The sequence below is a fragment of the Pseudomonas sp. CFBP 13719 genome, assembly GCF_014842095.1.
Taxonomy (GTDB): Bacteria; Pseudomonadota; Gammaproteobacteria; order Pseudomonadales; family Pseudomonadaceae; genus Aquipseudomonas.
Genome location: NZ_JACYVB010000004.1, coordinates 186,753 through 209,175 on the forward strand (window position 1 = coordinate 186,753; position 22,423 = coordinate 209,175).

Here is a 22,423-nt window from a genome sequence, read left to right on the forward strand (position 1 = left end):
CCTACCGCAGCAAGCCCTTCGCGGCCGATGACCGCTCCTACGGGAGCTCACCACCTTCTTCCAGGCTTCAACAGCATTCACTGACAGGTGCAGCTAAATGACCACAGTCAACGTATACCAGCAACGCCCTGCGTCGGGCGCCAAGGCCGAAGACCCGCTTCACCATGCCGATCTCGCCAGCTTGGTGGGCAAGGGTCGCCAGGGTGCCGGTGTGACCTTGCGCGAGAAAAAGCTGCTGGGTCACCTGACCCTGCGCGGCGACGGCCATGACGCGACCTTTGCCGGCGCGGTGCACAAGGCAACCGGCCTGGAACTGCCGGGCGCTTTGAGCCTGGTCAGCAGCGGCGACACCTCCCTGCAGTGGCTTGGCCCCGACGAGTGGCTGTTGATTGTCCCTGGTGGCGAGGAACTGGCCGCCGAGCAACGGCTGCGCGAAGCACTGGCCGGGCTGCATGTGGCGGTGGTCAACGTCAGCGGCGGCCAGTCGCTGATCGAGCTCAGCGGGCCGAACGTGCGCGACGTGCTGATGAAGTCCACGAGCTACGATGTGCACCCGAACAATTTTCCGGTAGGCAAGGCGGTAGGTACGGTGTTCGCCAAGTCTCAGCTGGTGATCCGCCGGACCGACGAGGACACCTGGGAGCTGTTGATCCGCCGCAGCTTCGCCGATTACTGGTGGCTGTGGTTGCAGGATGCCTCGGCCGAGTATGGGCTGAGCATTCAGGCCTGACAGTGCAGGGATTGCACAGCCCTGTGGGAGCGGTCATCGGCCGCGAACCAGGCGCCGCGGTGCATCAGACACACCACCGTGCGCCGTTCGCGGCCGATGACCGCTCCTACAGTTGTTTCGACCTCGACACCAAAGGACTACCCCATGAGCCGTGCCCCCGATACCTGGATTCTCACCGCCGATTGCCCCAGCGTATTGGGCACGGTGGACGCGGTCACGCGCTACCTGTTCGAGCAGGGCTGCTATGTCACCGAGCACCACTCGTTCGACGACCGGCTGTCGTCGCGCTTCTTCATCAGAGTCGAATTTCGTCAGCCCGACGGCTTCGATGAAGTTGCTTTCCGCGCAGGCCTGGCCGAGCGCGGTGCCAGCTTCGGCATGATCTTCGAGTTGACCGCACCGCAGTATCGTCCCAAGGTGGTGATCATGGTCTCCAAGGCGGACCACTGCCTCAACGATCTGCTCTACCGCCAGCGCATCGGCCAGTTGCCCATGGACGTGGTCGCGGTGATCTCCAACCATCCGGACCTCGAGCCGCTGGCGCGCTGGCACGACATTCCCTACTACCATTTCCCGCTCGACCCCAAGGACAAGCCCTCCCAGGAGCGCAAGGTGTTGCAGGTGATCGAGCAGGCCGGCGCCGAACTGGTGATCCTCGCCCGCTACATGCAGGTGTTGTCGCCTGAGCTGTGTCGGCGTCTGGACGGTTGGGCGATCAATATCCATCACTCGTTGCTGCCCGGTTTCAAGGGCGCCAAACCCTATCACCAGGCCTACAACAAAGGCGTCAAGCTGGTCGGGGCCACCGCGCACTACATCAACAACGACCTGGACGAAGGCCCGATCATCACCCAAGGTGTAGAAGTGGTCGATCACAGTCACTACCCCGAGGACCTCATCGCCAAGGGCCGCGACATCGAATGCCTGACCCTGGCCCGCGCCATCGGCTACCACATCGAGCGCCGCGTGTTCCTCAACGCCAACCGCACGGTGGTGTTGTAGCAGCGGCGCAAGCCGCGTCAGGGCAGTACACGAATCAACGCATGACCGCAGCACGCAAAACCCAAGCTCAAAAACAACAAACAGCGAGGTGAAAGCATGTCTGGTAATCGTGGAGTGGTGTATCTGGGCTCCGGAAAAGTCGAAGTGCAGAATATCGATTTCCCCAAATTGCAGGACCCCAGGGGCAAACGCATCGAGCATGGCGTGATCCTGCGCGTGGTCTCGACCAACATCTGCGGCTCCGACCAACACATGGTCCGTGGCCGTACCACCGCTCAGGTCGGCCTGGTGCTGGGCCATGAGATCACCGGCGAGGTCATCGAAGCCGGCCGCGACGTAGAGCACTTGAAAGTCGGCGATCTGGTTTCGGTGCCGTTCAACGTCGCCTGCGGCCGCTGCCGCTCCTGCAAGGAGCAGAACACCGGCGTCTGCCTGACCGTCAACCCGGCACGCCCCGGCGGCGCCTATGGTTACGTCGACATGGGTGACTGGGTCGGCGGCCAGGCCGAGTTCGTGCTGGTGCCGTATGCCGATTTCAACCTGCTCAAACTGCCGGACCGCGATGCGGCCATGGAGAAGATCCGCGACCTGACGTGCCTCTCCGACATTCTGCCGACCGGCTATCACGGTGCCGTGACCGCAGGCGTTGGCCCCGGCAGCACGGTATACGTGGCCGGTGCAGGCCCGGTCGGGCTCGCCGCCGCTGCTTCCGCGCGCCTGCTGGGTGCTGCAGTGGTGATCATCGGTGACGTCAACCCGGTACGTCTGGCGCATGCCAAGGCCCAGGGCTTCGAGATTGCCGACCTGTCCCAGGACACACCGTTGCACGAGCAGATCGCCGCGTTGCTGGGCGAGCCGGAAGTGGATTGCGCAGTCGATGCGGTAGGCTTCGAAGCACGCGGTCACGGTCACAGCGGGGCCAAGGCAGAAGCACCGGCCACCGTGCTCAACTCATTGATGGGCGTGGTGCGTGTGGCGGGCAAGATCGGCATCCCCGGCCTGTACGTCACCGAAGATCCGGGCGCGGTGGACGCGGCGGCGAAGATGGGCAGCCTGAGCATTCGCTTCGGACTGGGCTGGGCCAAGTCGCACAGCTTCCACACCGGCCAGACGCCAGTGATGAAATACAACCGGCAGCTGATGCAGGCCATCATGTGGGACCGCATCAAGATCGCCGACATCGTCGGCGTGGAAGTCATCTCGCTGGACGACGCCCCGCGCGGCTACGGCGAATTCGACGCGGGCGTACCGAAGAAATTCGTCATCGACCCGCACAAGCTGTTCAGCGCCGCCTGACCAGACCCGCTCCTACAACGAGCATACAGCTCCCCTGTAGGAGCGGTCATCGGCCGCGAAGAGGCAACCGCGGTGTATCTGCAAGCCCGCAGCGCGCCCTTCGCGGCCACGGACCGCTCCTACAACGAGCATACAGCTCCCCTGTAGGAGCGGTCATCGGCCGCGAAGAGGCAATCGCGGGGTATCTGCACGCCCGCAGCGCGCCCTTCGCGGCCACGGACCGCTCCTACAACGAGCATACAACTCCCCTGTAGGAGCGGTCATCGGCCGCGAAGAGGCAACCGCGGTGTATCTGCACGCCCGCAGCGCGCCCTTCGCGGCCACAGACCGCTCCTACGTGGCTTCATCTTCGCCATTACACAATTTTCACCCCCGAGGAACATAATGGGACCGAACTGCCGTTTGACGACGGTCCGTCTATCTGTCCCCGAGGTTGCTGCACAATGAACATCACTCGCGCCATGGCCCTGGCTTCCCTGATGGCCGTTGCCACCAGTCCCGCCTTCGCCTTCAACCTGAACGACGCGGTCAATGCCGCCTCCACCCTGCAGAACGGCAAGCAAGGCAACAACGCCGCCGTCGCCGCAGCCCCGGAAGCCGCAGGTCTGCTGAACACCCTGGGTTCGACCCTGAACATCACCCCGACCCAAGCCATCGGCGGCACCGGTGCCATGCTGGGCCTAGCCAAGAATCAACTCAGTACCTCCGATTATTCGCAACTGAGCAAATCCGTCCCCGGCATCGACAAGCTTTCGGGCAACAACGCCCTGGGCGGCTTGGGTGGTCTGAGCGGCCTGCTCGGCAAGTCCGACCAGAAAAACATCAGCGCGCTGAACAACGCCCTTGGCGACGTGAAAACCACCAGCGACATGAACAGCGCCTTCAGCGCGCTGGGCATGAACAGCGGCATGGTCGGTCAGTTCGCGCCAGTCATTCTTCAGTACCTGGGCCAGCAAGGTGTCGGCGGCCCGTTGCTGCAAAGCCTGGGCAGCATCTGGGGCGCCACCGGCAGCTGATCAACGTCCCGATTCGGTGCGCAACGTGCCGATCAGTTGGTCTTTCTCGGTCCATAGCTGGTTGACCCAGTTCTGGACCTTGAGCCGAAATACAGCATCGTTTTCATAATCGCCATCGATCAGGCCCGGATCGATGCTGCGCGACTTGATATCCACGATCACCTTGCGCACATCCCCGCAGAGCAGGCTCCAGAAGCCCGGGATAGGCCCATCCGGATACACCACCGTGACGTCCAGCAAGCGATCCAGTTGCGGCCCCATCGCAGCCAGTACGAAAGCCACGCCGCCGGCCTTGGGCTTGAGCAGATAGCGAAAGGGCGAGGCCTGCTGCTCGCGCTTGGCCTGGGTGAAGCGAGTCCCTTCCAGATAGTTGACGATGGTCACCGGCTGACGCTTGTACAGCTCGCACGCCGCCTTGGTGATTTCCAGGTCCTGGCCCTTGAGGTGCGGATGCTTGTCCAGAAACGCCTTGCTGTAGCGCTTCATGAATGGATAGTCCAGCGCCCACCAGGCCAGCCCCAGGAACGGTACCCAGATCAGCTCCTTCTTCAGAAAGAACTTGAAGAACGGCGCGCGCCCATTGAGTGCCTGGATCAGCGCGGCAATGTCGATCCACGACTGGTGATTGCTTACCACCAGATAGGACGTGCTCTTGCGCAGGTCGCGCGCTCCGCGGATATCCCACTCGGTGCGGGTGCAGACCTTGAAGATCAGCTTGTCGATCTCCGACCAGGTCTCGGCAATCCACATGACCGCCGCCGAGGCACGGTCGCGCCAGCGCCCGTGCATGGCCAGCTTGAACAAGGCGAGCACCAACAGGGGGCCGATCAACACCAATGTATTGAGTAGCAGAAGGGCGGTCGCGAGACAGCCGGTGAGAAGGCGGCGCATAGGGCTACTCTGGCTTCATGAAGCAGGCAATGATAAGCACAAGCGCGGCTGTAACCAATTCTGCCCGAGCGTTTCGTCAACAAATGTTTCACTTTTATCTGGGTATGCTGCGCGCATTGCACACTGCCCCGAAGGAATCCCAGGTGAAGAACCTACTCGCCCTGTTGTCCATACTGGCCCTGCCCGCGCTGGCAGCCGAGCCGACCCTGTATGGACGCTATGAATACATCAAGCTGCCCGAGATCGGCGGGCAGACGCTCAAGGCCAAGATGGACACCGGCGCACTGACAGCGTCGCTGTCGGCCAAGGACATCCAGACGTTCACCCGCGACGGCGACGACTGGGTTCGCTTTCGCCTGGCCACCAAGGATGCCGACAACAAGGTTTACGAGCACAAGGTCTCGCGCATGAGCAAGATCAAGAACCGCGCCGAGGAAGACGACGACGGTGAAGGTACCGAAGTCTCGCAACGGCCCGTGGTCGACCTGGAACTGTGCCTGGGCGACGTCAAGCGCACCATCGAAGTCAACCTGGTAGACCGCAGCAGCTTCAACTACCCCCTGCTGATCGGCGCCAAGGGCCTGCGTGAATTCAAGGCCGCGGTAAACCCCGCTCGCCGCTTCGTCGCCGACAAGCCCGACTGCTGATTGGGGGCGTGGCAGGCAGACAATGCGTCCATCGTATCCGGCGAGCAATGATCACCATCGTTACGCCTGCGAGGTAAACGGAAAATCTCTCATTTTCCCCCCCCCTTGGATGCTGGTATATATTGTGGTGTATACCAGCACTGGGGAATGCACATGTCTCAGACAGCAAAAGTCTTCGTAAATGGTCGAAGCCAAGCCGTGCGCTTGCCTGCCGCTTTCCGATTCGACACCGATGAAGTCTTCATACGGCGCGATCCCGAGACCGGCGATGTTATTTTGTCCAGAAAGCCGGATTCATGGGATGAGTTTCTGGCACTTGTCGCGGAAGGCGGTGTTCCAGACGACTTCCTGAACGCCGACGATCGCACCCAGGTGGGTGGTGAAAACCGTGATCCACTTGACGGTATCCCTGAATGAAGCAACTGATGCTGGACACCAATACCGTGAGCCACCTGCTCAAGGGGCATCCGGGTGTCATCAAGAACTTGAGCGCTGTGCCCATGGCCTTGGTGTGCATTTCCTCCATCACCGAGGCAGAGTTGCTTTATGGCCTGGCCAAGCGACCGTCGGCGCAGCGATTGGCGGGGCTTGTCACTGCGTTCTTGAAAACCGTCGATATCCTTCCCTGGGACAGCCAGGCGGCCCAGGCCTACGGCTCGAGCCGAGCCGTAGGCGAGCGTCGCGGGCACTGTCTGGGCGCATTGGACGGCCTTATCGCCGCCCATAGCCTTTCGCTCGGGATGACACTGGTCACCAGTGACAAGGCGTTTCGCTTGGTCGAGGGACTCGAGGTACAGGACTGGTGCGAGGTCGCGTGAGCACCCGCCCATGTCAGGCCGACGGCATAGTCGAGCGCAGCGACTCGCGCTCACTCACCTCGGCAAACCACCCCGCCAACCCCGGATAGCGCTGCCGCCAGCCAGACTCCGGCATGCGAAAATCCACATACCCCAGCGCACAGGCCACGCCGATTGCCGCGATATCGAACGCTGCGCTCAACTCCGCAACCGCCGTGGCCTCCAGATACGCCAGTCCCCGTTCGACCTTTTCCGCCTGATTATCCAGCCACAACGGCCAGTGCAGCTCAGGCGGCCGCAGGGCCTTCTCGTAGCGAATCAGCACGGCCGCGTCGAGCATCGCATCCGCCAGTGACGCCACCGTCAACCGCCGCCAGCGCGACGCCCCTTCCCGAGGGATCAGCGGGTTGCCCACATGCTGGTGATCCAGATACTCCAGGATCACCCGGCTGTCATGCAGCGTAGTGCCGTCTTCGAGCACCAACGCCGGAATCTTCCCGGCCGGGTTGTCCTGGTTCACTGACGCATCCGGACTGACAGGGCTCAACGCCACCATCTTCAGCGCGACCCGCTCCAACTGACCGGTCTCATGCAGCAGCACCATGACCTTGCGAGCAAAGGGGGAGGCGGGGTTGTGGTAGAGCGTCATGGCGGGCATGAGGTGTTCTCCTTGGATAAGGAAACACCCTGTATCAGCTGTGAGATGGGGTCAAGTCGTCTCAGCTTGATCGTGACCCACGCTCTCCGACATTGGTTGCTTTGGCCAGGAATGCAGGTTCACAGCTCAACTTGCATACAGGGCTATCGCTCAGCGTTCTGGCACTTCCGCTATGCCTTTGAGCAGACCTGCCTCCTTTCTCAATAGCTGCCATGGCCCATCGGCAACGATCTTGCCCTGCTGAATAACCAGAACCCGGTCGAAACGCGCCAACGCTTCGATATCGTAAGTGACGCAGATCAACCCTTTACCTTTGAACGCCCGCATCAGGGTGTCCCATGTTGCCATGGCCAGCTCCTGATCGAGTGAAGCGGTTGGCTCGTCGAAAAGATTGAAGCGCCCAGGTCTGTTGAGCAGCCGAAGCAGGCTAAGGCGCTTGGCCTGTCCGCCGGAGAGGTTGGACGCGGTATCGTTGAGATTTAGTTGGCTCAGAAGTGTGTCCAATGACAACTCTCGGGCTTGCCCCAGCAGTTCAGGCTCAGCGGCATGGCCATACATGACGCCCGATTCCAGATCGCCCGGCAGAAATACCGGACTTTGCGGGCAGTAGCGCAGCGCGCGCAGCTGTGAGGCGCCGCAGATCCGCTGAACGCAGATACCATTCAAAGAGAGATATTGTCGATACGCCGCATCCATACCCGCCAGCAACTCGAGCAGTGTTGACTTGCCTGCACCACTGGGGCCCGTGATGGCCACGCTCTCATCGGACTTGAATCGCAGGGAAGCATCGAGCGTCAAATGTCGGCCTGACACCTCGCATGCTGCCAACTCCAAGGAGGAGAAGAGGGGTGTGCCAGGTTCCAGTGATCGGTCAGGTCCATCGAATCGCGGAAGGCTGAGGGTCTGCTGCAGTTTCACTCTGTCAGCCATGAATTGATGGGCCGAACGATAGGCTTCGGCAATGCCCGATATGTTGGTGAGAAATCCACCCGCAATCGAGCACAGGGCAACCAACTCGCCGATGGTCAATGTCGGGTTTGTCATCCCCTGGTTTCGAACGCCCCACACCAGAAGTCCACACGTGGCGAGCCCGATGAAGAGCATTTTCGCGGACCCCAGGGCCGCAGCCGAACTCGCGACGGTGGTAGCGCAACGTGCATAGCGCTCGAATGCCAGGTTGAGCGGGGATAGCGTTTGTTCTGCCGCACCTTCCAACTTGATCGACCGGGCGGCGCGCAGCGTGCTGAACAGACGTTCAGAGACTTCGTCTTCGCTGTCGTTGACGTCGGTGATATGTCGAATCCGCCACTGAATGATTCTGTGGCACACATATAAATAGATGCATGACGCCGTCAACAGCGCTGCAAAGAGTTGGGCGCCGCCAAAGTGCACAAACAGAACACTAACGACGAGGATCTCGATGATCAGGGGCAACCCAGCGGTGATGAAGAAATTCAGTATCTGCTCATGAGCGGTAATACCGCGATCCGTCGCTTTGATCAAATGGCCGATTCTCAGATTGTCGAAGACGCAGAATTCTTTATGGAATATCTCGGCCATCCAGCTGATGGATCGATCCTTGACCGTCTGCTGTACCAGTCGGGTAAGCACATACGTCTGGATGGGTGCGACCGCTGCCGTTACCAGTATGATCAATGCATAGCCAGCCAGCAGATAAACAATGGTCAGATTTTGAGCGCTATTGTCGTATGACAAATTATCAATGATTAAGCCCAGTAATAGAGGTGGCGCGAAAAGCGAAAGCTTGAGGACTAATATAGTGATCAAGGTTGCCCCGAATAAAGCTGGCCTTTGCGTTATCGCCTGCGCCAGGAAATGCCTCATATCGACGGGGCCTCATCTAAGGGTCGATTTGTTCACGAGCTGAATTTAGAGTCATGCCCGAGCAAATCAGCGAGGGGAGTGCGAGGTGGATAGAGATATCATTATGTTTGGTTCGATACAACGTTTGCGCACAGTGCTGCGCCTTGAAAAATTGTAGGATATTTAACATTGGGCTGTCAGAGTAATTAGCTGCGCAGTAGGGCACAATCTTCCATTGTTTGATGTGGAACGGTTTGATGTGTGGTTTTTGGAAACTCCGGTTGCTCGGATGATGAAGTTAAACAAAACATTGCCGCCTAGTTAAACAGGAGTAACTTCCTTCCTCCCAGCTCAGCCCTTCCTCACCAACCCCCATACCCCCAGCACCGCAGGAACCCCCAACCCAATCCACGCCAAGGCATCCCACCCGCCATCCCCCAGCAGGGCGGCGAACAATCCGGTGGCGCCGAGCACGCCGACCAACAGCGGAATGCGGAACACCGGCCAGAACGTCGACTTCTTCCGTTTCGTCACACCGCGGCCTCCACGCCAGCGGCCTTGGCGGCGCGGCGTCGGACCCACCACAGGTACACGCCACTGCCCAGCACGATGATGGTCAATACATCCAGCGCCGCCCACAGGATCTGCATCGGCATGCCGCCGTAATCGCCGAAGTGCAGCGGCTGGGACAGGCCCATGGCGTCCATGTACCAAGGCCGTTCGACCACGGCAGTGACGTCCAGCGTGGTGGCGTCGATCAGCACCGGCGTCAGCAGGTGCGAGGTCAGGTGGGTACCGCCCTTCATGAACACCGCGTAATGGTGTTCGCTGGAAAAGCGCGTCCCGGGAAAGGCGATGAAGTCGGGTGTCATGCCTGGCGCAGCGCCATGGGCGATGTCCAACAGGCGGGTGGCGGGCGCCAGTTGTTTGAGCGGTGGCGCGTCGCGGTAGGGTTCGATCAAGGCGCTGAGGGTTTCTGCCCGCCAGGCACCGATCAGCAGGTCGGCGCAGGCGCTGATCACCCCCGTCACGCCCACCACCAGCGCCCAGGTCAAGGTGACCACGCCGATCAGGTTGTGCAGGTCGAGCCAGTGGGTGCGGGTAGATTTCTGATTGCGCACGGTGCCAAACGTGAGTTTGCGCATGAACGGCGCATACAGCACCACTCCGGAAACGATCGCCAGCACGAACAGCAGACCCATGAACGCCAGCAACAGCTTGCCGGCCAGGCCGGCATACATGTCCACATGCAAGCGCAGCATGACCATAATGAAGCCGCCATTGGCCGAGGGCGTTTCCACGGCGTCGCCGGTACGCGCATCGAGCATGAAGGTGTGCGACGAATTGGGCTCGGTGTCGGCGGTGGCAGCGGTAATCGCCAGCACGCCGTGGGGCTCGTCCTCGTCCCAGCCGAAGTACTGCACCACTTCACCCGCACGATGGGCCTGGGCGGCTTCCACCAGTTGTTGCAGATCCAGTTGCGGCGTGTTGGCAGGCATTTCACGGAACTGTGGCGCATCGCCCAGCAGGTGTTCGATCTCGTGATGGAACACCAGGGGCAGGCCCGTGATGGCCAGCATCAGCAGGAACAGGGTGCAGATCAGGCTGGTCCAGGTGTGGATAAAGGACCAGCGGCGGATGGTGGTGCTTTTCATTTCAGGGCCTGCAAAAAGAACCCAGCCGTCCACATTGGGATGGCTGGGTCACGGAGCGTCAAGTGCCGGGACGTTATCACCTGTTGTCGACACTGGCGACCGCGGTCGGGTAGCGATCGGGTGCATACACGCCTTTGCGCTGGTCAGAACACCTGGTTCTGCTGCCTGCGCCGCCACTGGCTCACTTTCTCGGCCAAGGCACAGGGGCTGTCCAGACCTTGGCGGCGCGCACGGCTGAACAGCAGCATGGCCAACTCTGCGGTGACCAGCGCATCGGCACTGGCGTGATGGCGCTCGCCGACCTGCAGGCCGAAATGCGTGGTCCAGTCGTCCAGTCCAGCTGCGCGCAGCAGCGCATCGGGGCAGAGCATCGGCGCCAGCTCGGCGACATCGATGAAGAGGTGTTGCAAGGTGTAACCCAAACTGTCCTTGAGCGCGCGGCCCAGCATGTGCTCGTCGAACGGTGCGTGGAACGCCAACAGCGGGCTGTCACCGACGAAGGTCATGAAATCGAGCAGGGCATCTGCGGGCACCTGGCCGGCGGCGATCGCTTCCGGCCCCAGGCCATGGATCAACACACTGGCGCCCAGGCGAGGTTGCTCGCGCAGCAATGTGCGCTCGAACTGCTGGGAGAAGTCCACCGCGCCGTCTTCGATGACCACCGCGCCGATCGACAGCACCTGATCCTTGTTCAGGTTCAAGCCACTGGTTTCCAGGTCCAGCACCACCCAGCGCTGTTCGCGCAGGCTGCAGTCAGCCAAAGGTTGCGGGCCGGGCAACTCTTGCAGGCGCTGCTGCAGCTCGAACGCCAGCGGGGTGGGGCGTGGCCGTCGCCACGGGAACAGATTCACAGTTGATACCTCAGGCTCAGGCTGGCCTGCAGACGCTGGGCCTGGCGCAGCGACTCGCGCAGGATGCGCCGGTCCAGTTGATTGAGCTCGGCAGGGTCGATGCGATTGGAGTAGGGCAAGTGCTGCCGGGCTTGGGCCTGATGCTGCTGCATGCGCGTCTGCTGGATGAAATGGTACGCCTCTTCATAGGCGGCGCCGTCCTGCGCGTCGATGACCTCCTTGGCCACCAGTTGGCGCAGGCGCTCCAGGGTATTGCCGGTGTCGATGCCGTTGGCCAGGGCCAACAGGCGCGCGCCATCGACGAAGGGCGTCAGGCCTTGCACCTTGAGGTCCAGGGTGGCCGCCTTGTCACTGCCCTGGCGGGTCAGCACGAAGTCGCGAAAGCGCCCGACCGGAGGCCGCTGGCGCAAGGCGTTCTGCGCCAGCATGCGTTGAAACAGGCTGTTGTCCGCCACCTGCTCCAGCACGCTGCGGCGCAGCTGCGCACAGGCCGAATCATCGCCCCATACCGTGCGCAGGTCGAAGTAGATGCTCGAATTGAGCAGGTTCTCCGGGCTCGCTTCGCGAATGAAACCGGCGAAGCGCCGCGCCCATTCCAGGCGCGACAGACACAGCTCGGGGTTGCTCGCCATGACGTTGCCCGAGCACAGGCTGAAGCCGCATTGCGCCAGGGCCAGGTTGATCTGGTGCGCCAGTGGCAGCAGCTTGCCGCGGATTTCTGCAGCGTGGGCGGCGTCACGGGCTTCGAAAACGATGCCGTTGTCCTGATCGGTGTGCAGGGTCTGCTCGCGGCGACCCTCGCTGCCGAAACACAGCCAGCTGAAAGGCACGCCCGGATCGCCGCGCTCTTCCAGCGCCAGTTCGATCACCCGGCAGACGGTGTGATCGTTGAGCAGGGTGATGAGCTGGGTGATCTGCGTCGACGATGCGCCATGGGCCAGCATGCGCTCGACCAAGGCGCTGATTTCCCCGCGCAAGGCAATCAATTGTTCCAGGCGCGAGGCATGGCGAATGGTGCGTGCCAGGTGCACCAGATCCACCCGCTGCAGGGAAAACAGGTCGCGCTCGGACACCACGCCGCACAGACGCTGGTCTTTCACCAGACAGACATGGGCGATGTGCCGTTCGGTCATGGCCACGGCAGCATCGAAGGCGCTGGCTTCAGGGCTGAGATGGAAGGGCCGCGGGATCATGTAGCGCTCGATGCCCGCACCGAAATCGGTGGCCGCGTCGGCCACGGCCTGGCGCAGGTCGCGCAGGGTGAAAATGCCCTGGGGGGCCTTCATGTCATCGACGATGACGATGCTGCCCACTTGCTGCTCGTGCATCAGCCGCACGGCGTCGCGCAGCGGCAGAGAGCCTGAGCAGGTCACCGGATGGCGCATGGCAAGGTCACCCAGTCGGGTGTTCAGCGAATACTGGGTGCCCAGGGTTTCCACGGCCTGGCGCTGCACTTGCTGGTTGACCTGATCGAGCAGGCTGCTCACCCCGCGCAGGGCGAAGTCGCGGAACACCGTGGACAGTGCGAACAGCTTGATGAAGGCCGGCTTGTTCAATTGCAGGCAGAAGGTGTCTTCGGCCGCCAGATGCTCGGTGCGCGTGGCGCGCTCGCCGAGCAGGGCGGCCAGCGGGAAGCACTCGCCGGCAGTGATCTCGAACGTGGTTTCGGTGCCGCGACGCGCACTGTGCGGCCGCTCGCCCACCACCTGCCCCTGCTTGACGATGTAGAAATGCTCGACAGCACCGTCGGCCGGTTTGATGATGCTTTCACCGCCGGCATAGAAGCGCAGCTGGCACTGCTCGACCAGGTACGCCAGGTGGGCGTTTTCCATCTGGTTGAACGGTGGGAAGCGTTGCAGGAACTGCACGGTGCCGTGAATGTTCTGCAGCACCGCGGTCTTGCCCGCCTGGGTGAAGGCGTCGGTTTTGCTCATGGCCATTACCGCTCGATAGGTCGAATCGGAAGTTGTTGTTATGGGAGATTTGTCTTTATCGTTCGGCCATGGTCGACTGCATGGGCGAAGGTGCCCATTGGACGTAAGTCTAAAAGGCGGGAGCGAGCGCAATGGCCCGATGGATGAGTTCTGGATGACGGGAAGTGTATGTCCGATCACGAATTGTTGTTGAGCGATGCCGAGCGTGAAGCGCTCAGCGAACTGGGCCAGGTGCAGGCGCTGCCGCCACAGCTGGCGCTGGTGGTGGATGATGACGACGACACGCGGGACGTACTCGCGCAGATTCTGGCGCTGCATGGCATCGAGTGCCTGCAGGCCGACAGCGCCATGGGCGCGATGCTGCAACTGCGTGCGAACAGAGGCATCGGGTTGTTGATCACCGACCTGCGCATGGGTCCCGAGTCGGGCCTGGACCTTATCCGTGAAGTGCGCGAGTCGGAGCGCGCGGCGCTGCCGATCATCATCATTTCAGGCGATGCCAGCGTGAAGGATGCGATTACCGCCATGCACCTCAGCGTGGTGGATTTTCTCCTCAAACCGATCGATCTGGACCTGCTGGTGAAGCTGGCGCGCGAAGAGCTTGGCCTGAGCTGACGCCTGCTCAGGTTATCCAAGGTTATCCTGCGCCTGCCTGTGGATAACCTGTGGCGACCCCTCTGCAGGCCGCGCCCTGCAAGGCTTGCAGGTATTCGGTCAAAAAACAGCCAGTTTACGGCATGTTGTGCACAATCCACGGGGACCAGCCTGTGGATAACCTCGGCGTAGATCTCTGTACACGGTGCCCGGCGCGGCCTGCAGGCGGTAGATCAGTTTTTGATCAGTGACGTTGGCGCCGGTTCCACCAGATATCCACACTGTAGATAACCAGTCCCGCCCAGATGAAGATGAACGTGACCAATGTCGCTGGCGCCAGATGCTCCCCGAATACCTGAACGGCCAACAGCAGCACCAGCGTGGGTGCGATGTACTGCAAAAATCCCAGTGTGGTGTAAGGCAGGTGGCGCGCGGCGGCATTGAAACACAGCAGCGGCACCAGTGTGATCGGCCCTGCAGCCATCAACCAGAGTGCATCGCTGGTAGTCCAGAAGGCCGGCTGGATACTGACGGCATCGCCGTGCCAAAGCAGCCAGCCTGCGGCCAGCGGTACCAGCAACCAGGTTTCGATGACCAGCCCCGGCAGCGCCGCTACCGGTGCCCGCTTGCGGATCAGTCCGTAGAAACTGAACGTCAAGGCCAGTGCCAACGAGACCCATGGCAGGCTGCCCACCTGCCAGACCTGCTGCGCTACCCCGGTTGCCGCCAGTGCCACGGCGATCCATTGCAGCGGGCGCAGCCGTTCACGCAGGATCAGCAAGCCGAGCACGACGTTGAGCAGCGGGTTGATGTAGTAGCCCAGGCTGGCCTCGAGCAGTCGACCGTTGTTCACCGCCCACACATAGACCAGCCAGTTGGCGGCGATCAGGCAACCGCTGCCCACCAGGATCGCCAGGCGCACAGGGTTGTCGCGCAATTCGCGCAGCCAGCCGGGATGCTTCCACACCAGCAGCAGCAACGAGCCGAGCAGCGCCGACCAGAGCACGCGCTGGGCGATGATCTCCACGGCCGGGTAGTGCGCAAGAGTCTTGAAGTAGAGAGGGATGAACCCCCAACAGATGTAGGCGCTCAGGCCCAGGATGTACCCCCGACGGGGATTGGCGACTTGCATGGAGCTCCCTGCTGGCACGGTTTCGATATCGAATCGCTGGTCGGTAACTGTTACACATCAAACCATTGGAAACAAAAAGGCAAACGCTGCTTTCAGGTCCGGCGCTCGGCTAGAACAGCTTCAGCGGTTCTTCGTTGAGTGCTGCCAGCTGTTCGCGCAAGGCCAGCACCTGGTCACCCCAATACCGCTCGGTGCCGAACCAGGGAAAGCTGCGCGGAAAGGCCGGGTCTTCCCAGCGCCGGGCCAGCCAGGCGCTGTAGTGCATCAGGCGCAGCGCTCGCAGTGGTTCGATCAGCGCCAGCTCGCGCGGATCGAAGTCGTGGAATTCGCGGTAGCCGTCCATCAGCTCGGACAACTGGCCGAGGCATTCCTGGCGGTCGCCGGCGAGCATCATCCACAGATCCTGAACCGCCGGGCCCATGCGGCAGTCGTCGAGGTCGACGATATGAAACACTTCGTCGCGGCACATCATGTTGCCGGGGTGGCAGTCGCCGTGCATGCGGATGTTCTGGTGCGGTGTGGCCTTGTACACCTCTTCCACGCGCTTGAGCAGGTCTCGGGCGACCGACTCGTAGGCGGGCAGCAGGCTGCGCGGTACATGGTTGCCTTCGAGCAGGGTCTGCAGCGAATCGTGGCCGAAGTTCTGCACCCCCAACGCTTCGCGGTGCTCGAACGTGCGTGTGGCGCCCACGGCATGCAGGCGGCCCAACAGCTGGCCCAGGCGATAGAGCTGATCGAGATTGCCGGGCTCTGGCGCCCGGCCGCCTCGGCGAGGAAACAGGGTGAACCGGAACCCGGCGTGTTCGAACAGCGTTTCGCCCTCGTGCACCATCGGTGCTACCACGGGCACTTCGCAATCGGCCAACTCGGCCGTGAACGCGTGTTCTTCCAGAATGGCAGCGTTGGTCCAGCGGCCGGGGCGATAGAACTTGGCAATCAGTGGTTGGCCATCTTCGATGCCCACCTGATAGACGCGGTTCTCGTAGCTGTTGAGTGCCAGCACCCGTGCATCGCTCAGAAAGCCGATGCTTTCCACGGCGTCGAGCACCAGGTCTGGAGTGAGTGTTTCAAAAGGGTGGGCCATGCGAACTCCTGCGCGCGGCAGGCTGCCGCGTCCGGCTCGCCATGGTAGCGCAGACGCGGCAACAGCGGTGGCCGGGTTACGCGCCGATCACCCCGCCATCCTCGCGGCTGATGGCAATCACCGACGAGCGCGGCTTGCCGTTGGGCAGGTGTTCGGGGAAGGTCGAACCGCCGTTCTCGCCCGGGTGCTGGATGCCGATGAACAGGGTGCGTTGATCGGCAGCGAAGCTGACGCCGGTGACTTCGCAGCCGACCGGGCCGACCATGAAGCGACGGATCTCGCCGCTGGCAGGGTCGGCGCAGAGCATCTGGTTGTTGCCCATGCCGGCGAAGTCGCCCATGTTGGTGGTGTCGCCATCGGTCTGTACCCACAGTCGACCGGCATCGTCGAACGCCAGGCCATCGGGGCTGTTGAACATGTTCTGCGGATTGATGTTGGACGAGCCGCCCTTGGCCTGGCCAGGGTGCACGCTGGGGTTGCCGGCCACCAGGAACAGGTCCCACTCGAAGTCCATGGCGCCGTGCTCGTCGCCGCTTTCGCGCCAGCGCAGGATCTGACCGTAGACGTTCTTCGCACGCGGGTTGGGGCCGCCGACCGGTTGGCCGTCGTCACCGCGTTTGACGTTGTTGGTCAGGGTGCAATAGACCTGACCGTCCTTGGGACTGACCACGATCCACTCGGGGCGGTCCATGCGCGTGGCCTGCATGACGGTGGCAGCCAGCCGCGCGTGGATGAGAACCTCGGCCTGGCTGGCAAAGCCCTTGCTGGCATCCAGGCCATGCTTGCCATGGGTCAGCTCCAGCCACTGGCCACGGCCCTTGGGGTGGTCAGCGTTGCCGTCGCCGTCGTCGAAACGGGCAACGTACAGTGTGCCGTGGTCGAGCAGGTCACGGTTGGCCTTGGGGTTGTGGTGGTCGATGCGGTCGCGGCTGATGAACTTGTAGATGAACTCGCCACGCTCGTCATCGCCCATGTACACCACGGCGTGCCCGTCGCGGGTTTCGGCCAAGGCTGCGTTTTCATGCTTGAAACGACCCAGCGCCGTACGTTTGACCGGCATGGCGGTCGGGTCGAACGGGTCCACTTCCACCACCCAGCCGTGACGGTTGAGCTCGTTGGGGTTGTGCGCCATGTCGAAGCGCGGATCGTGGGGGTGCCAGTTGATTTCCTTGCTCGCCGCGACCACCCCGTAGCGTTTCTGCGCGGGAGTGAACGCCAGGGTAGCGTCGGTGCTGCCGAAGCAGTCGGTGAAGTTTTCTTCGCACGTCAGGTAGGTGCCCCAGGGCGTCTTGCCGTTGGCACAGTTCTGGAACGTGCCATGCACCAGTTGCCCGGTGCTGTCGGCCGCAGTCTTGAGCAGGGCATCACCGGCCGCCGGGCCGCTGACACGGATCGGCGTGTTGCCGTGAACGCGGCGGTTGTACTGCGAGCCCTGGACGAAATGCCAGTGGCCGCCCTTGCGCTGGATCTCGATCACCGACAGGCCTTCGCAGGCCAGGGCCTTGCGCACTTCTTCAGCCGACTGCGGGCTGCCGCCGTGGGCGTAGAGATAACGGTAGTTGGTGTATTCGTTGTTGATGGCCATCAACGCGCGATTGGCGTCGTTGGGGAAGGGGAACAGACTCATGCCATCGTTGTTGTCGCCGAACTGCACTTCCTGGGCTTCGGCGCTGCCGTTGCCGCTGGGGTCGAACGCAGGGCCGCCGGCTTGCAGGGGTTGCCCCCAGCTGATCAGCACGCTAGCCCGATAGCCTGGCGGCAGGCTGATGGTATCGCTGGTGGCAGCGGCAATACCGGTAAAGCCCAGCAATGCGCTGTTGCCGGCGCTGACCGCGTTGGCCATGGCCGTGCGGGTCAGCAGGTTACCGCCCATGAACATCGCGGCACCGCACAGCGCACCCGCGCCGATGAAGCGGCGACGGCTCAGGCCGGTGATCTTTTCCAGGTCGGTGGCTTGGTGTTCTTCTAATAGGCTCATGATCATCTCCCTTCAGGTCAGCGAGTACCTTAAGGAGGGATTATGACGAACAGGTTGCAGGCGGGGGGTGTGCTGATGGGTGCGTGCAGAAAAGTTTCCGCATGCAGCAATACGGGGAAGCACGGTGCAAAGCCAGCATGAATGCGCATGAAAGAATTAGCTAACCAGATGGGCTAAGATAAACTGTACTCACCTGTACAAAGGAGTCGCCACCGATGGCCATTCACAATGTCCACGATGCCAAAAGCAATCTGTCCCGGCTGCTGGATCAAGCCGCAGCCGGTGAAGTGGTCGTCATTGCCAAAGCCGGCAAGCCGGTTGCCCGGCTGGTGGCTTATGACACGCCACCACCGGGTGAAGCAAAGCGTATCGGTTTCATGCTTGACCTGGAGGTACCCGAAGACTTTGATGAGCTGGACATTGAGGTCGCCAATCTCTTCGAGGGCAAGGTGTGAAGTTACTGCTCGACACGCATATCCTGATCTGGGTTGCCAAGGACAGCCCGATGCTTTCAGCAAGTGCTCGATCGTTGATCGGCAATATGGATCACGAGGTGTACTTCAGCGCAGCGAGCCTGTGGGAAGTGGCCATCAAGAACGGTCTGAGCCGCAGCTCCACGGTCATCGATACCGCGCGTCTGCGCCGGCAGCTATTGCTCAATGGCTACAGCGAGCTACCAATCACTGCAGCCCATGGCATGGCCGTGGAAAAACTGCCGCCCATTCATCGCGATCCGTTCGATCGCCTGCTATTCGCCCAGGCTACCCTCGAGAGCATGCAGTTACTGACGGCCGACGCATTGTTGAGCCAATACGGCGCACCCGCATTGCACGTTTGAATCTTCTTACCCAATGAGCTCCAGATGCAGGTGCTCGGCAACGCTTTGGGCAGTGGCGTCCTTCAGGTAAGGCACGCGACCCAGGCAGGGCGCTGGCAGGCGTTCGGCGAGGGTGGCGAGGTTCTCCTCGAGCCGTGAGGTTTTCGGTTCGATGATATTGGCCACCCAGCCGGCCAGTTGCAGGCCGTCACGGGCAATCGCTTCCGCACTGAGCAGCGCATGGCTGATGGCGCCCAGGCGCACGCCTACCACCAGAATCACCGGCAGTTTCAGGGCAATGGCCAAATCCGACAGGTTGGCTTGGTCGGACAGCGGCACGCGCCAGCCGCCGGCCCCTTCGATCAGGGTGAAATCGGCCTTCTGGGCCAGCACGTGGCGCATGGGCGCCAGCAGTGAGCCGACTGTCAGTGCGATGCCGGCCTCGCGAGCGGCAATATGTGGGGCGATCGCCGGTTCGAAGGCCACTGGATTGACCTGCGCGTATTCCAGGCGGATCGAGCTTTGCGCCATCAGGGCCAGCGCATCACTGTTGCGCAGGCCCTTGGGCGTCACATCGCAGCCCGAGGCGACGGGTTTGGCACCCAGCGTGCTGAGGCCCTTGAGCCGGGCGGCGTGCAGCAGGCCGGCCGCCACCGTGGTCTTGCCGATGTCCGTGTCCGTACCGGCGATGAAATAGGCGCTCATCAGAATTGTCCTTGCTCGACGGGTTTGCGCAGCACTGCGTAGACCACCTGGTAGGTGGCTGGCAGCCCCACGGGTGTACGAAAGGCTTCATAGGCCTGCAGCAGGCCGAGCATGCGCGCCCGGCCGGTCAGGCCGTCAGGGCGACCGGGGTTGAGGTTATGCGCGCCCAGCGCCTTGAGTTCATGGGTCAGGCCACGCACGTCGGCGTAGTGCAGCACCTGAGGCACGTTATCCAGGCCCAGCACCTCCAGGCCGCTGTCGGCGCACAGGCGCTGGTAGTCGGCGAATTCACGGAAGCGGTTGACGTGCACTCGGCCATCCACCGCTCGCCAGCTTTGCCGCAGCTCGTGCAGTGTGCCCGCGCACAGGCTGGCAAAGGCCAGCACGCCGCCGGGTTGCAAGGTTCTGCGAGCCTCGGCGAGCACGGCGGCGAAGTCGCTGCACCATTGCACCGCCAGGCTGGAATAGATCAGGCCACAGCTGCCATCGTGCAAGGGTAGCTGTTCGGCATCGCCGGCCACATGCCAAGTGGCTCCGCCCTGGCCACGGGCGTGGGTCAGCATGCCTTCGGCAATGTCCAGCGCCACGCCGGCGACCTCGGGAAAACGCTGCGCCAGGGCGCGGCTGAAATAGCCCGTACCGCTGCCCAGGTCGAGCCATTGCGAGGGTTGCAGATCGGCCGGCAGGCGCGCGAGCAGCGCATGGCCAATGTCGCGTTGCAACTGCGCGACGCTGTCGTAACTCGCCGCCGCCTTGGAAAAGGAAGCCGCCACCCGCCGCTTGTCAGGCAACCCCGACACTGCCTCGGCCCCTGTAGCAGCGGCGCAAGCCGCGTCATCTACCACCGCAAAACCTGCGCCAAACGCAAAACCTTTGCCGTTATTCATCAAAACCTCGCTCACGCAGGAAGGCCTGAATTGCACCGGCGACCCTCTGCGAGTCCTCCAGCATGAACGCATGGCTGGTCTGCTCGACCACGCCGATCTCAGCCTCCGGCACCAGCTCCCGCAACGCGCTCACGGCACCAACAGGCACCAGCGAATCGTTCCCGGCAAACAAGTGCAGTTGCGGCCCGGCAAACGCCTGCAATGCGGCCCGGGTATCCAGCTTCGCCAGCACATGCAGGCCCTCCACCAACGTCTGTGTCGAAGTCGGCTCAGCAACCGCCAGTCGCCGAGAAAGCCCGCGCGGATCAGCAGCGCCTTGCGCACAGAGCGACGCGAAGCGCTTCAGCAGGTTTTTCGGATCCGCCTCGCAAGCGGCCAGAAACGCTTCGAACGTCTCAGCGGGCATTGCGTCCGGCCAGTCGCTGCGGGCAACGAAACAGCTGTTGCTGGCCAGGGTCAGCAAGCCACGGCAGCGCTCGCCACGGCGCGCCGCCAGTTCGGCAGCAAGCATGCCCCCCAGCGACCAGCCACCCAGCCAGACATCGTTCGGCAGGCGCTCGTCGAGCGCATCGAGCCAACGGCCAAGCAGGGCAGAGCCTGGCGCAGGCAACGGTTCGACCTGCACGTACACGGGCTCGGCAAGCCCCTGCAGAGCTGCGATCAAAGGGTCCAGCGCGCTTGTGCCCAGGCCCCAGCCCGGCAGCAGGATCAGCCGATCAGGCATGCTCGGCCCCCAGCAGCGGGTAGCACTCAGCCAGCGCATCGAGCAGTTGCTGCACCTGGGCACTGCTGTGAGCGGCCGAAAGGGTCACCCGCAATCGCGCACTGCCGACGGGTACCGTTGGCGGGCGAATGGCTGTCACCAGCAATCCGCGCTCGCGCAACAGCCGCGACAGATGCAGCGCCCGCCCGGCGTCACCGATGAGAATGGGCTGAATGGGCGTGAAGCTGTCCATCAAGGTCAAGCCCAACCGGGCAGCGCCCTGCCTGAACTGCGCGATCAGGGTCGCCAGATGCTCGCGTCGCCAGTGCTCGCTGCGCAGCAGCTGCAGGCTGCGCAACGTGGCGCAGGCCAGCGCGGGTGGCTGGCTGGTGGTGTAGATGTAGGGCCGGGCGAACTGCACCAGCGTCTCGATGAGTTCCTCGCTGCCAGCGACGAAGGCGCCCGCAGTGCCGAAGCCCTTGCCCAGGGTCCCGACCAGCACCTGCACATCGTCCATCCCCAGCCCAACGTGTTCGACGATACCGCCACCGGTGGCGCCCAGGGCACCGAACCCGTGGGCATCGTCGACCATCAGCCAGGCACCCTTGGCGCGGGCCGAAGCGGCCAGTTGCGGCAGCTCGGCAAGGTCACCGTCCATGCTGAAGACGCCATCGGTCACCACCAGCGTATTGCCGGTGGCTTTGTCGAGGCGCGTTTCCAGGCTGGTGGCATCGTTGTGCAGGTAACGGCTGAACCGTGCGCCGCTGAGCAACCCGGCGTCCAGCAGCGAGGCGTGGTTGAGACGGTCCTGCAGCACGGTATCGCCTTGTCCCACCAGGGCGGTGACCGCCCCCAGGTTGGCCATGTAGCCCGTGGAGAACAGCAGCGCCCGCGGACGCCCGGTGAATTCGGCCAAAGCCTCTTCCAACGCGTGGTGAGGGCTGCTGTGACCGACCACCAGATGCGATGCACCGCCACCCACGCCCCAGCGCTCGGCGCCCTCGCGCCATGCCTTGATCACTTCGGGATGGTTGGCCAGGCCTAGGTAGTCATTGCTGCAGAAAGCCAGCAGCGGTTGGCCATCGACCACCACGCGTGGCCCCTGCGGGCTTTGCAGCAATGGACGCTGACGATAGAGGTCGGCGGCGCGGCGCTCGGCCAGGCGCGCGCTGAGGTCGAAGGGCATGCAGGCCTCGAATGGCAGGGGGGTGAACGCCGGCCG

General features: G+C 62.6%; 24 protein-coding genes. 10 read left to right on the plus strand and 14 right to left on the minus strand.

The genetic code is table 11. The features are described 5' to 3' along the window. Positions 1-97: 97 nt before the first annotated feature. The 4 genes from IFT57_RS15470 to IFT57_RS15485 all read left to right on the plus strand — a co-directional run bounded on the left by IFT57_RS15470 (position 98) and on the right by IFT57_RS15485 (position 4,044). Positions 98-730: a sarcosine oxidase subunit gamma gene (locus tag IFT57_RS15470; RefSeq protein ID WP_122796570.1), complete on the plus strand. Its 633-nt coding sequence runs from the start codon at positions 98-100 to the stop codon at positions 728-730. Between the two features lie 144 nt (positions 731-874). Continuing rightward, the gene (gene purU, locus IFT57_RS15475) at positions 875-1,732 is read left to right on the plus strand and encodes a formyltetrahydrofolate deformylase (RefSeq protein WP_122714568.1); all 858 of its coding nucleotides are present in this window, start codon (positions 875-877) and stop codon (positions 1,730-1,732) included. A 96-nt stretch (positions 1,733-1,828) separates the two neighbouring features. Continuing rightward, positions 1,829-3,028, plus strand: a complete 1,200-nt coding sequence (fdhA, locus tag IFT57_RS15480) for a formaldehyde dehydrogenase, glutathione-independent (protein WP_122796568.1) — start codon at positions 1,829-1,831, stop codon at positions 3,026-3,028. A gap of 443 nt (positions 3,029-3,471) precedes the next feature. Further along, positions 3,472-4,044, plus strand: coding sequence for a DUF2780 domain-containing protein (locus IFT57_RS15485; RefSeq protein WP_192151954.1), 573 nt, complete (start codon positions 3,472-3,474; stop codon positions 4,042-4,044). Here the strand turns inward: IFT57_RS15485 and IFT57_RS15490 are convergent, their stop codons facing one another. After that, a complete protein-coding gene (locus IFT57_RS15490) occupies positions 4,045-4,935 on the minus strand; it encodes an acyltransferase (RefSeq protein ID WP_192151955.1) in 891 nt (296 codons plus the stop codon). It abuts the gene before it with no gap. Positions 4,936-5,078: 143 nt separating this feature from the next. Here IFT57_RS15490 and rloA2 point away from each other — a divergent pair, with 143 nt between their 5' ends. From rloA2 to IFT57_RS15505, 3 genes are all read left to right on the plus strand, one after another. Then, positions 5,079-5,582, plus strand: coding sequence for a retropepsin-like aspartic peptidase RloA2 (gene rloA2 / locus IFT57_RS15495; RefSeq protein ID WP_192151956.1), 504 nt, complete (start codon positions 5,079-5,081; stop codon positions 5,580-5,582). A 153-nt stretch (positions 5,583-5,735) separates the two neighbouring features. Next, on the plus strand, positions 5,736-5,999 hold the full coding sequence (locus IFT57_RS15500) for an antitoxin (protein ID WP_192151957.1): 264 nt from the start codon (positions 5,736-5,738) through the stop codon (positions 5,997-5,999). Further along, complete coding sequence (locus tag IFT57_RS15505; RefSeq protein WP_192151958.1) at positions 5,996-6,400, plus strand: type II toxin-antitoxin system VapC family toxin; 405 nt, start codon at positions 5,996-5,998, stop codon at positions 6,398-6,400. The genes IFT57_RS15500 and IFT57_RS15505 overlap by 4 nt, the downstream gene beginning before the upstream one ends. Positions 6,401-6,413: 13 nt before the next feature. Here IFT57_RS15505 and IFT57_RS15510 read toward each other — a convergent pair whose 3' ends face one another. The 6 genes from IFT57_RS15510 to IFT57_RS15535 form a co-directional block, all read right to left on the minus strand. Beyond that, on the minus strand, positions 6,414-7,037 hold the full coding sequence (locus IFT57_RS15510) for a glutathione S-transferase (RefSeq protein ID WP_192151959.1): 624 nt from the start codon (positions 7,035-7,037) through the stop codon (positions 6,414-6,416). Positions 7,038-7,187: 150 nt separating this feature from the next. Next, complete coding sequence (locus IFT57_RS15515; RefSeq protein WP_192151960.1) at positions 7,188-8,882, minus strand: ATP-binding cassette domain-containing protein; 1,695 nt, start codon at positions 8,880-8,882, stop codon at positions 7,188-7,190. 330 nt (positions 8,883-9,212) lie between these two features. Then, a complete protein-coding gene (locus IFT57_RS15520) occupies positions 9,213-9,395 on the minus strand; it encodes a hypothetical protein (protein WP_192151961.1) in 183 nt (60 codons plus the stop codon). Further along, positions 9,392-10,516: a PepSY-associated TM helix domain-containing protein gene (locus IFT57_RS15525; RefSeq protein ID WP_192151962.1), complete on the minus strand. Its 1,125-nt coding sequence runs from the start codon at positions 10,514-10,516 to the stop codon at positions 9,392-9,394. The genes IFT57_RS15520 and IFT57_RS15525 overlap by 4 nt, the downstream gene beginning before the upstream one ends. A 143-nt stretch (positions 10,517-10,659) precedes the next feature. Continuing rightward, positions 10,660-11,367 (minus strand): exonuclease domain-containing protein, encoded by a 708-nt coding sequence (locus tag IFT57_RS15530; protein WP_192151963.1) that lies wholly within the window; start codon positions 11,365-11,367, stop codon positions 10,660-10,662. Further along, positions 11,364-13,307, minus strand: coding sequence for a putative nucleotidyltransferase substrate binding domain-containing protein (locus IFT57_RS15535; RefSeq protein WP_192151964.1), 1,944 nt, complete (start codon positions 13,305-13,307; stop codon positions 11,364-11,366). The genes IFT57_RS15530 and IFT57_RS15535 overlap by 4 nt, the downstream gene beginning before the upstream one ends. 162 nt (positions 13,308-13,469) lie before the next feature. Here IFT57_RS15535 and IFT57_RS15540 point away from each other — a divergent pair, with 162 nt between their 5' ends. Continuing rightward, entirely contained in the window at positions 13,470-13,916 is a 447-nt protein-coding gene (locus tag IFT57_RS15540) for a response regulator (RefSeq protein WP_122796560.1), read from the plus strand. A gap of 223 nt (positions 13,917-14,139) precedes the next feature. On the opposite strand, the gene rarD is transcribed toward IFT57_RS15540, so the two are convergent. The 3 genes from rarD to IFT57_RS15555 form a co-directional block, all read right to left on the minus strand. Then, positions 14,140-15,027 (minus strand): EamA family transporter RarD, encoded by an 888-nt coding sequence (rarD, locus tag IFT57_RS15545; protein WP_122796559.1) that lies wholly within the window; start codon positions 15,025-15,027, stop codon positions 14,140-14,142. A 109-nt stretch (positions 15,028-15,136) separates the two neighbouring features. Continuing rightward, complete coding sequence (locus IFT57_RS15550) at positions 15,137-16,111, minus strand: serine/threonine protein kinase (RefSeq protein WP_192151965.1); 975 nt, start codon at positions 16,109-16,111, stop codon at positions 15,137-15,139. Between the two features lie 76 nt (positions 16,112-16,187). Next, entirely contained in the window at positions 16,188-18,089 is a 1,902-nt protein-coding gene (locus IFT57_RS15555; protein ID WP_192151966.1) for a PhoX family protein, read from the minus strand. A gap of 215 nt (positions 18,090-18,304) precedes the next feature. Between IFT57_RS15555 and IFT57_RS15560 the strand changes: the two genes are divergently transcribed. Together IFT57_RS15560 and IFT57_RS15565 are read left to right on the plus strand one after the other, a co-directional pair. Then, a complete protein-coding gene (locus IFT57_RS15560; protein WP_122796558.1) occupies positions 18,305-18,544 on the plus strand; it encodes a type II toxin-antitoxin system Phd/YefM family antitoxin in 240 nt (79 codons plus the stop codon). Next, positions 18,541-18,927 (plus strand): PIN domain-containing protein, encoded by a 387-nt coding sequence (locus tag IFT57_RS15565; RefSeq protein WP_192151967.1) that lies wholly within the window; start codon positions 18,541-18,543, stop codon positions 18,925-18,927. The genes IFT57_RS15560 and IFT57_RS15565 overlap by 4 nt, the downstream gene beginning before the upstream one ends. 6 nt (positions 18,928-18,933) lie before the next feature. Here the strand turns inward: IFT57_RS15565 and bioD are convergent, their stop codons facing one another. The 4 genes from bioD to bioF are packed head-to-tail and all read right to left on the minus strand — an operon-like array spanning position 18,934 to position 22,387. Beyond that, positions 18,934-19,614, minus strand: a complete 681-nt coding sequence (gene bioD, locus IFT57_RS15570; protein ID WP_192152070.1) for a dethiobiotin synthase — start codon at positions 19,612-19,614, stop codon at positions 18,934-18,936. Then, the gene (bioC, locus tag IFT57_RS15575) at positions 19,611-20,498 is read right to left on the minus strand and encodes a malonyl-ACP O-methyltransferase BioC (protein WP_192151968.1); all 888 of its coding nucleotides are present in this window, start codon (positions 20,496-20,498) and stop codon (positions 19,611-19,613) included. The genes bioD and bioC overlap by 4 nt, the downstream gene beginning before the upstream one ends. Then, entirely contained in the window at positions 20,491-21,222 is a 732-nt protein-coding gene (locus tag IFT57_RS15580; RefSeq protein ID WP_192151969.1) for an alpha/beta fold hydrolase, read from the minus strand. Before IFT57_RS15580 ends, bioC begins: the two co-directional genes overlap by 8 nt. Beyond that, positions 21,215-22,387: an 8-amino-7-oxononanoate synthase gene (gene bioF, locus IFT57_RS15585; RefSeq protein ID WP_192151970.1), complete on the minus strand. Its 1,173-nt coding sequence runs from the start codon at positions 22,385-22,387 to the stop codon at positions 21,215-21,217. The genes IFT57_RS15580 and bioF overlap by 8 nt, the downstream gene beginning before the upstream one ends. Positions 22,388-22,423: the final 36 nt, after the last annotated feature.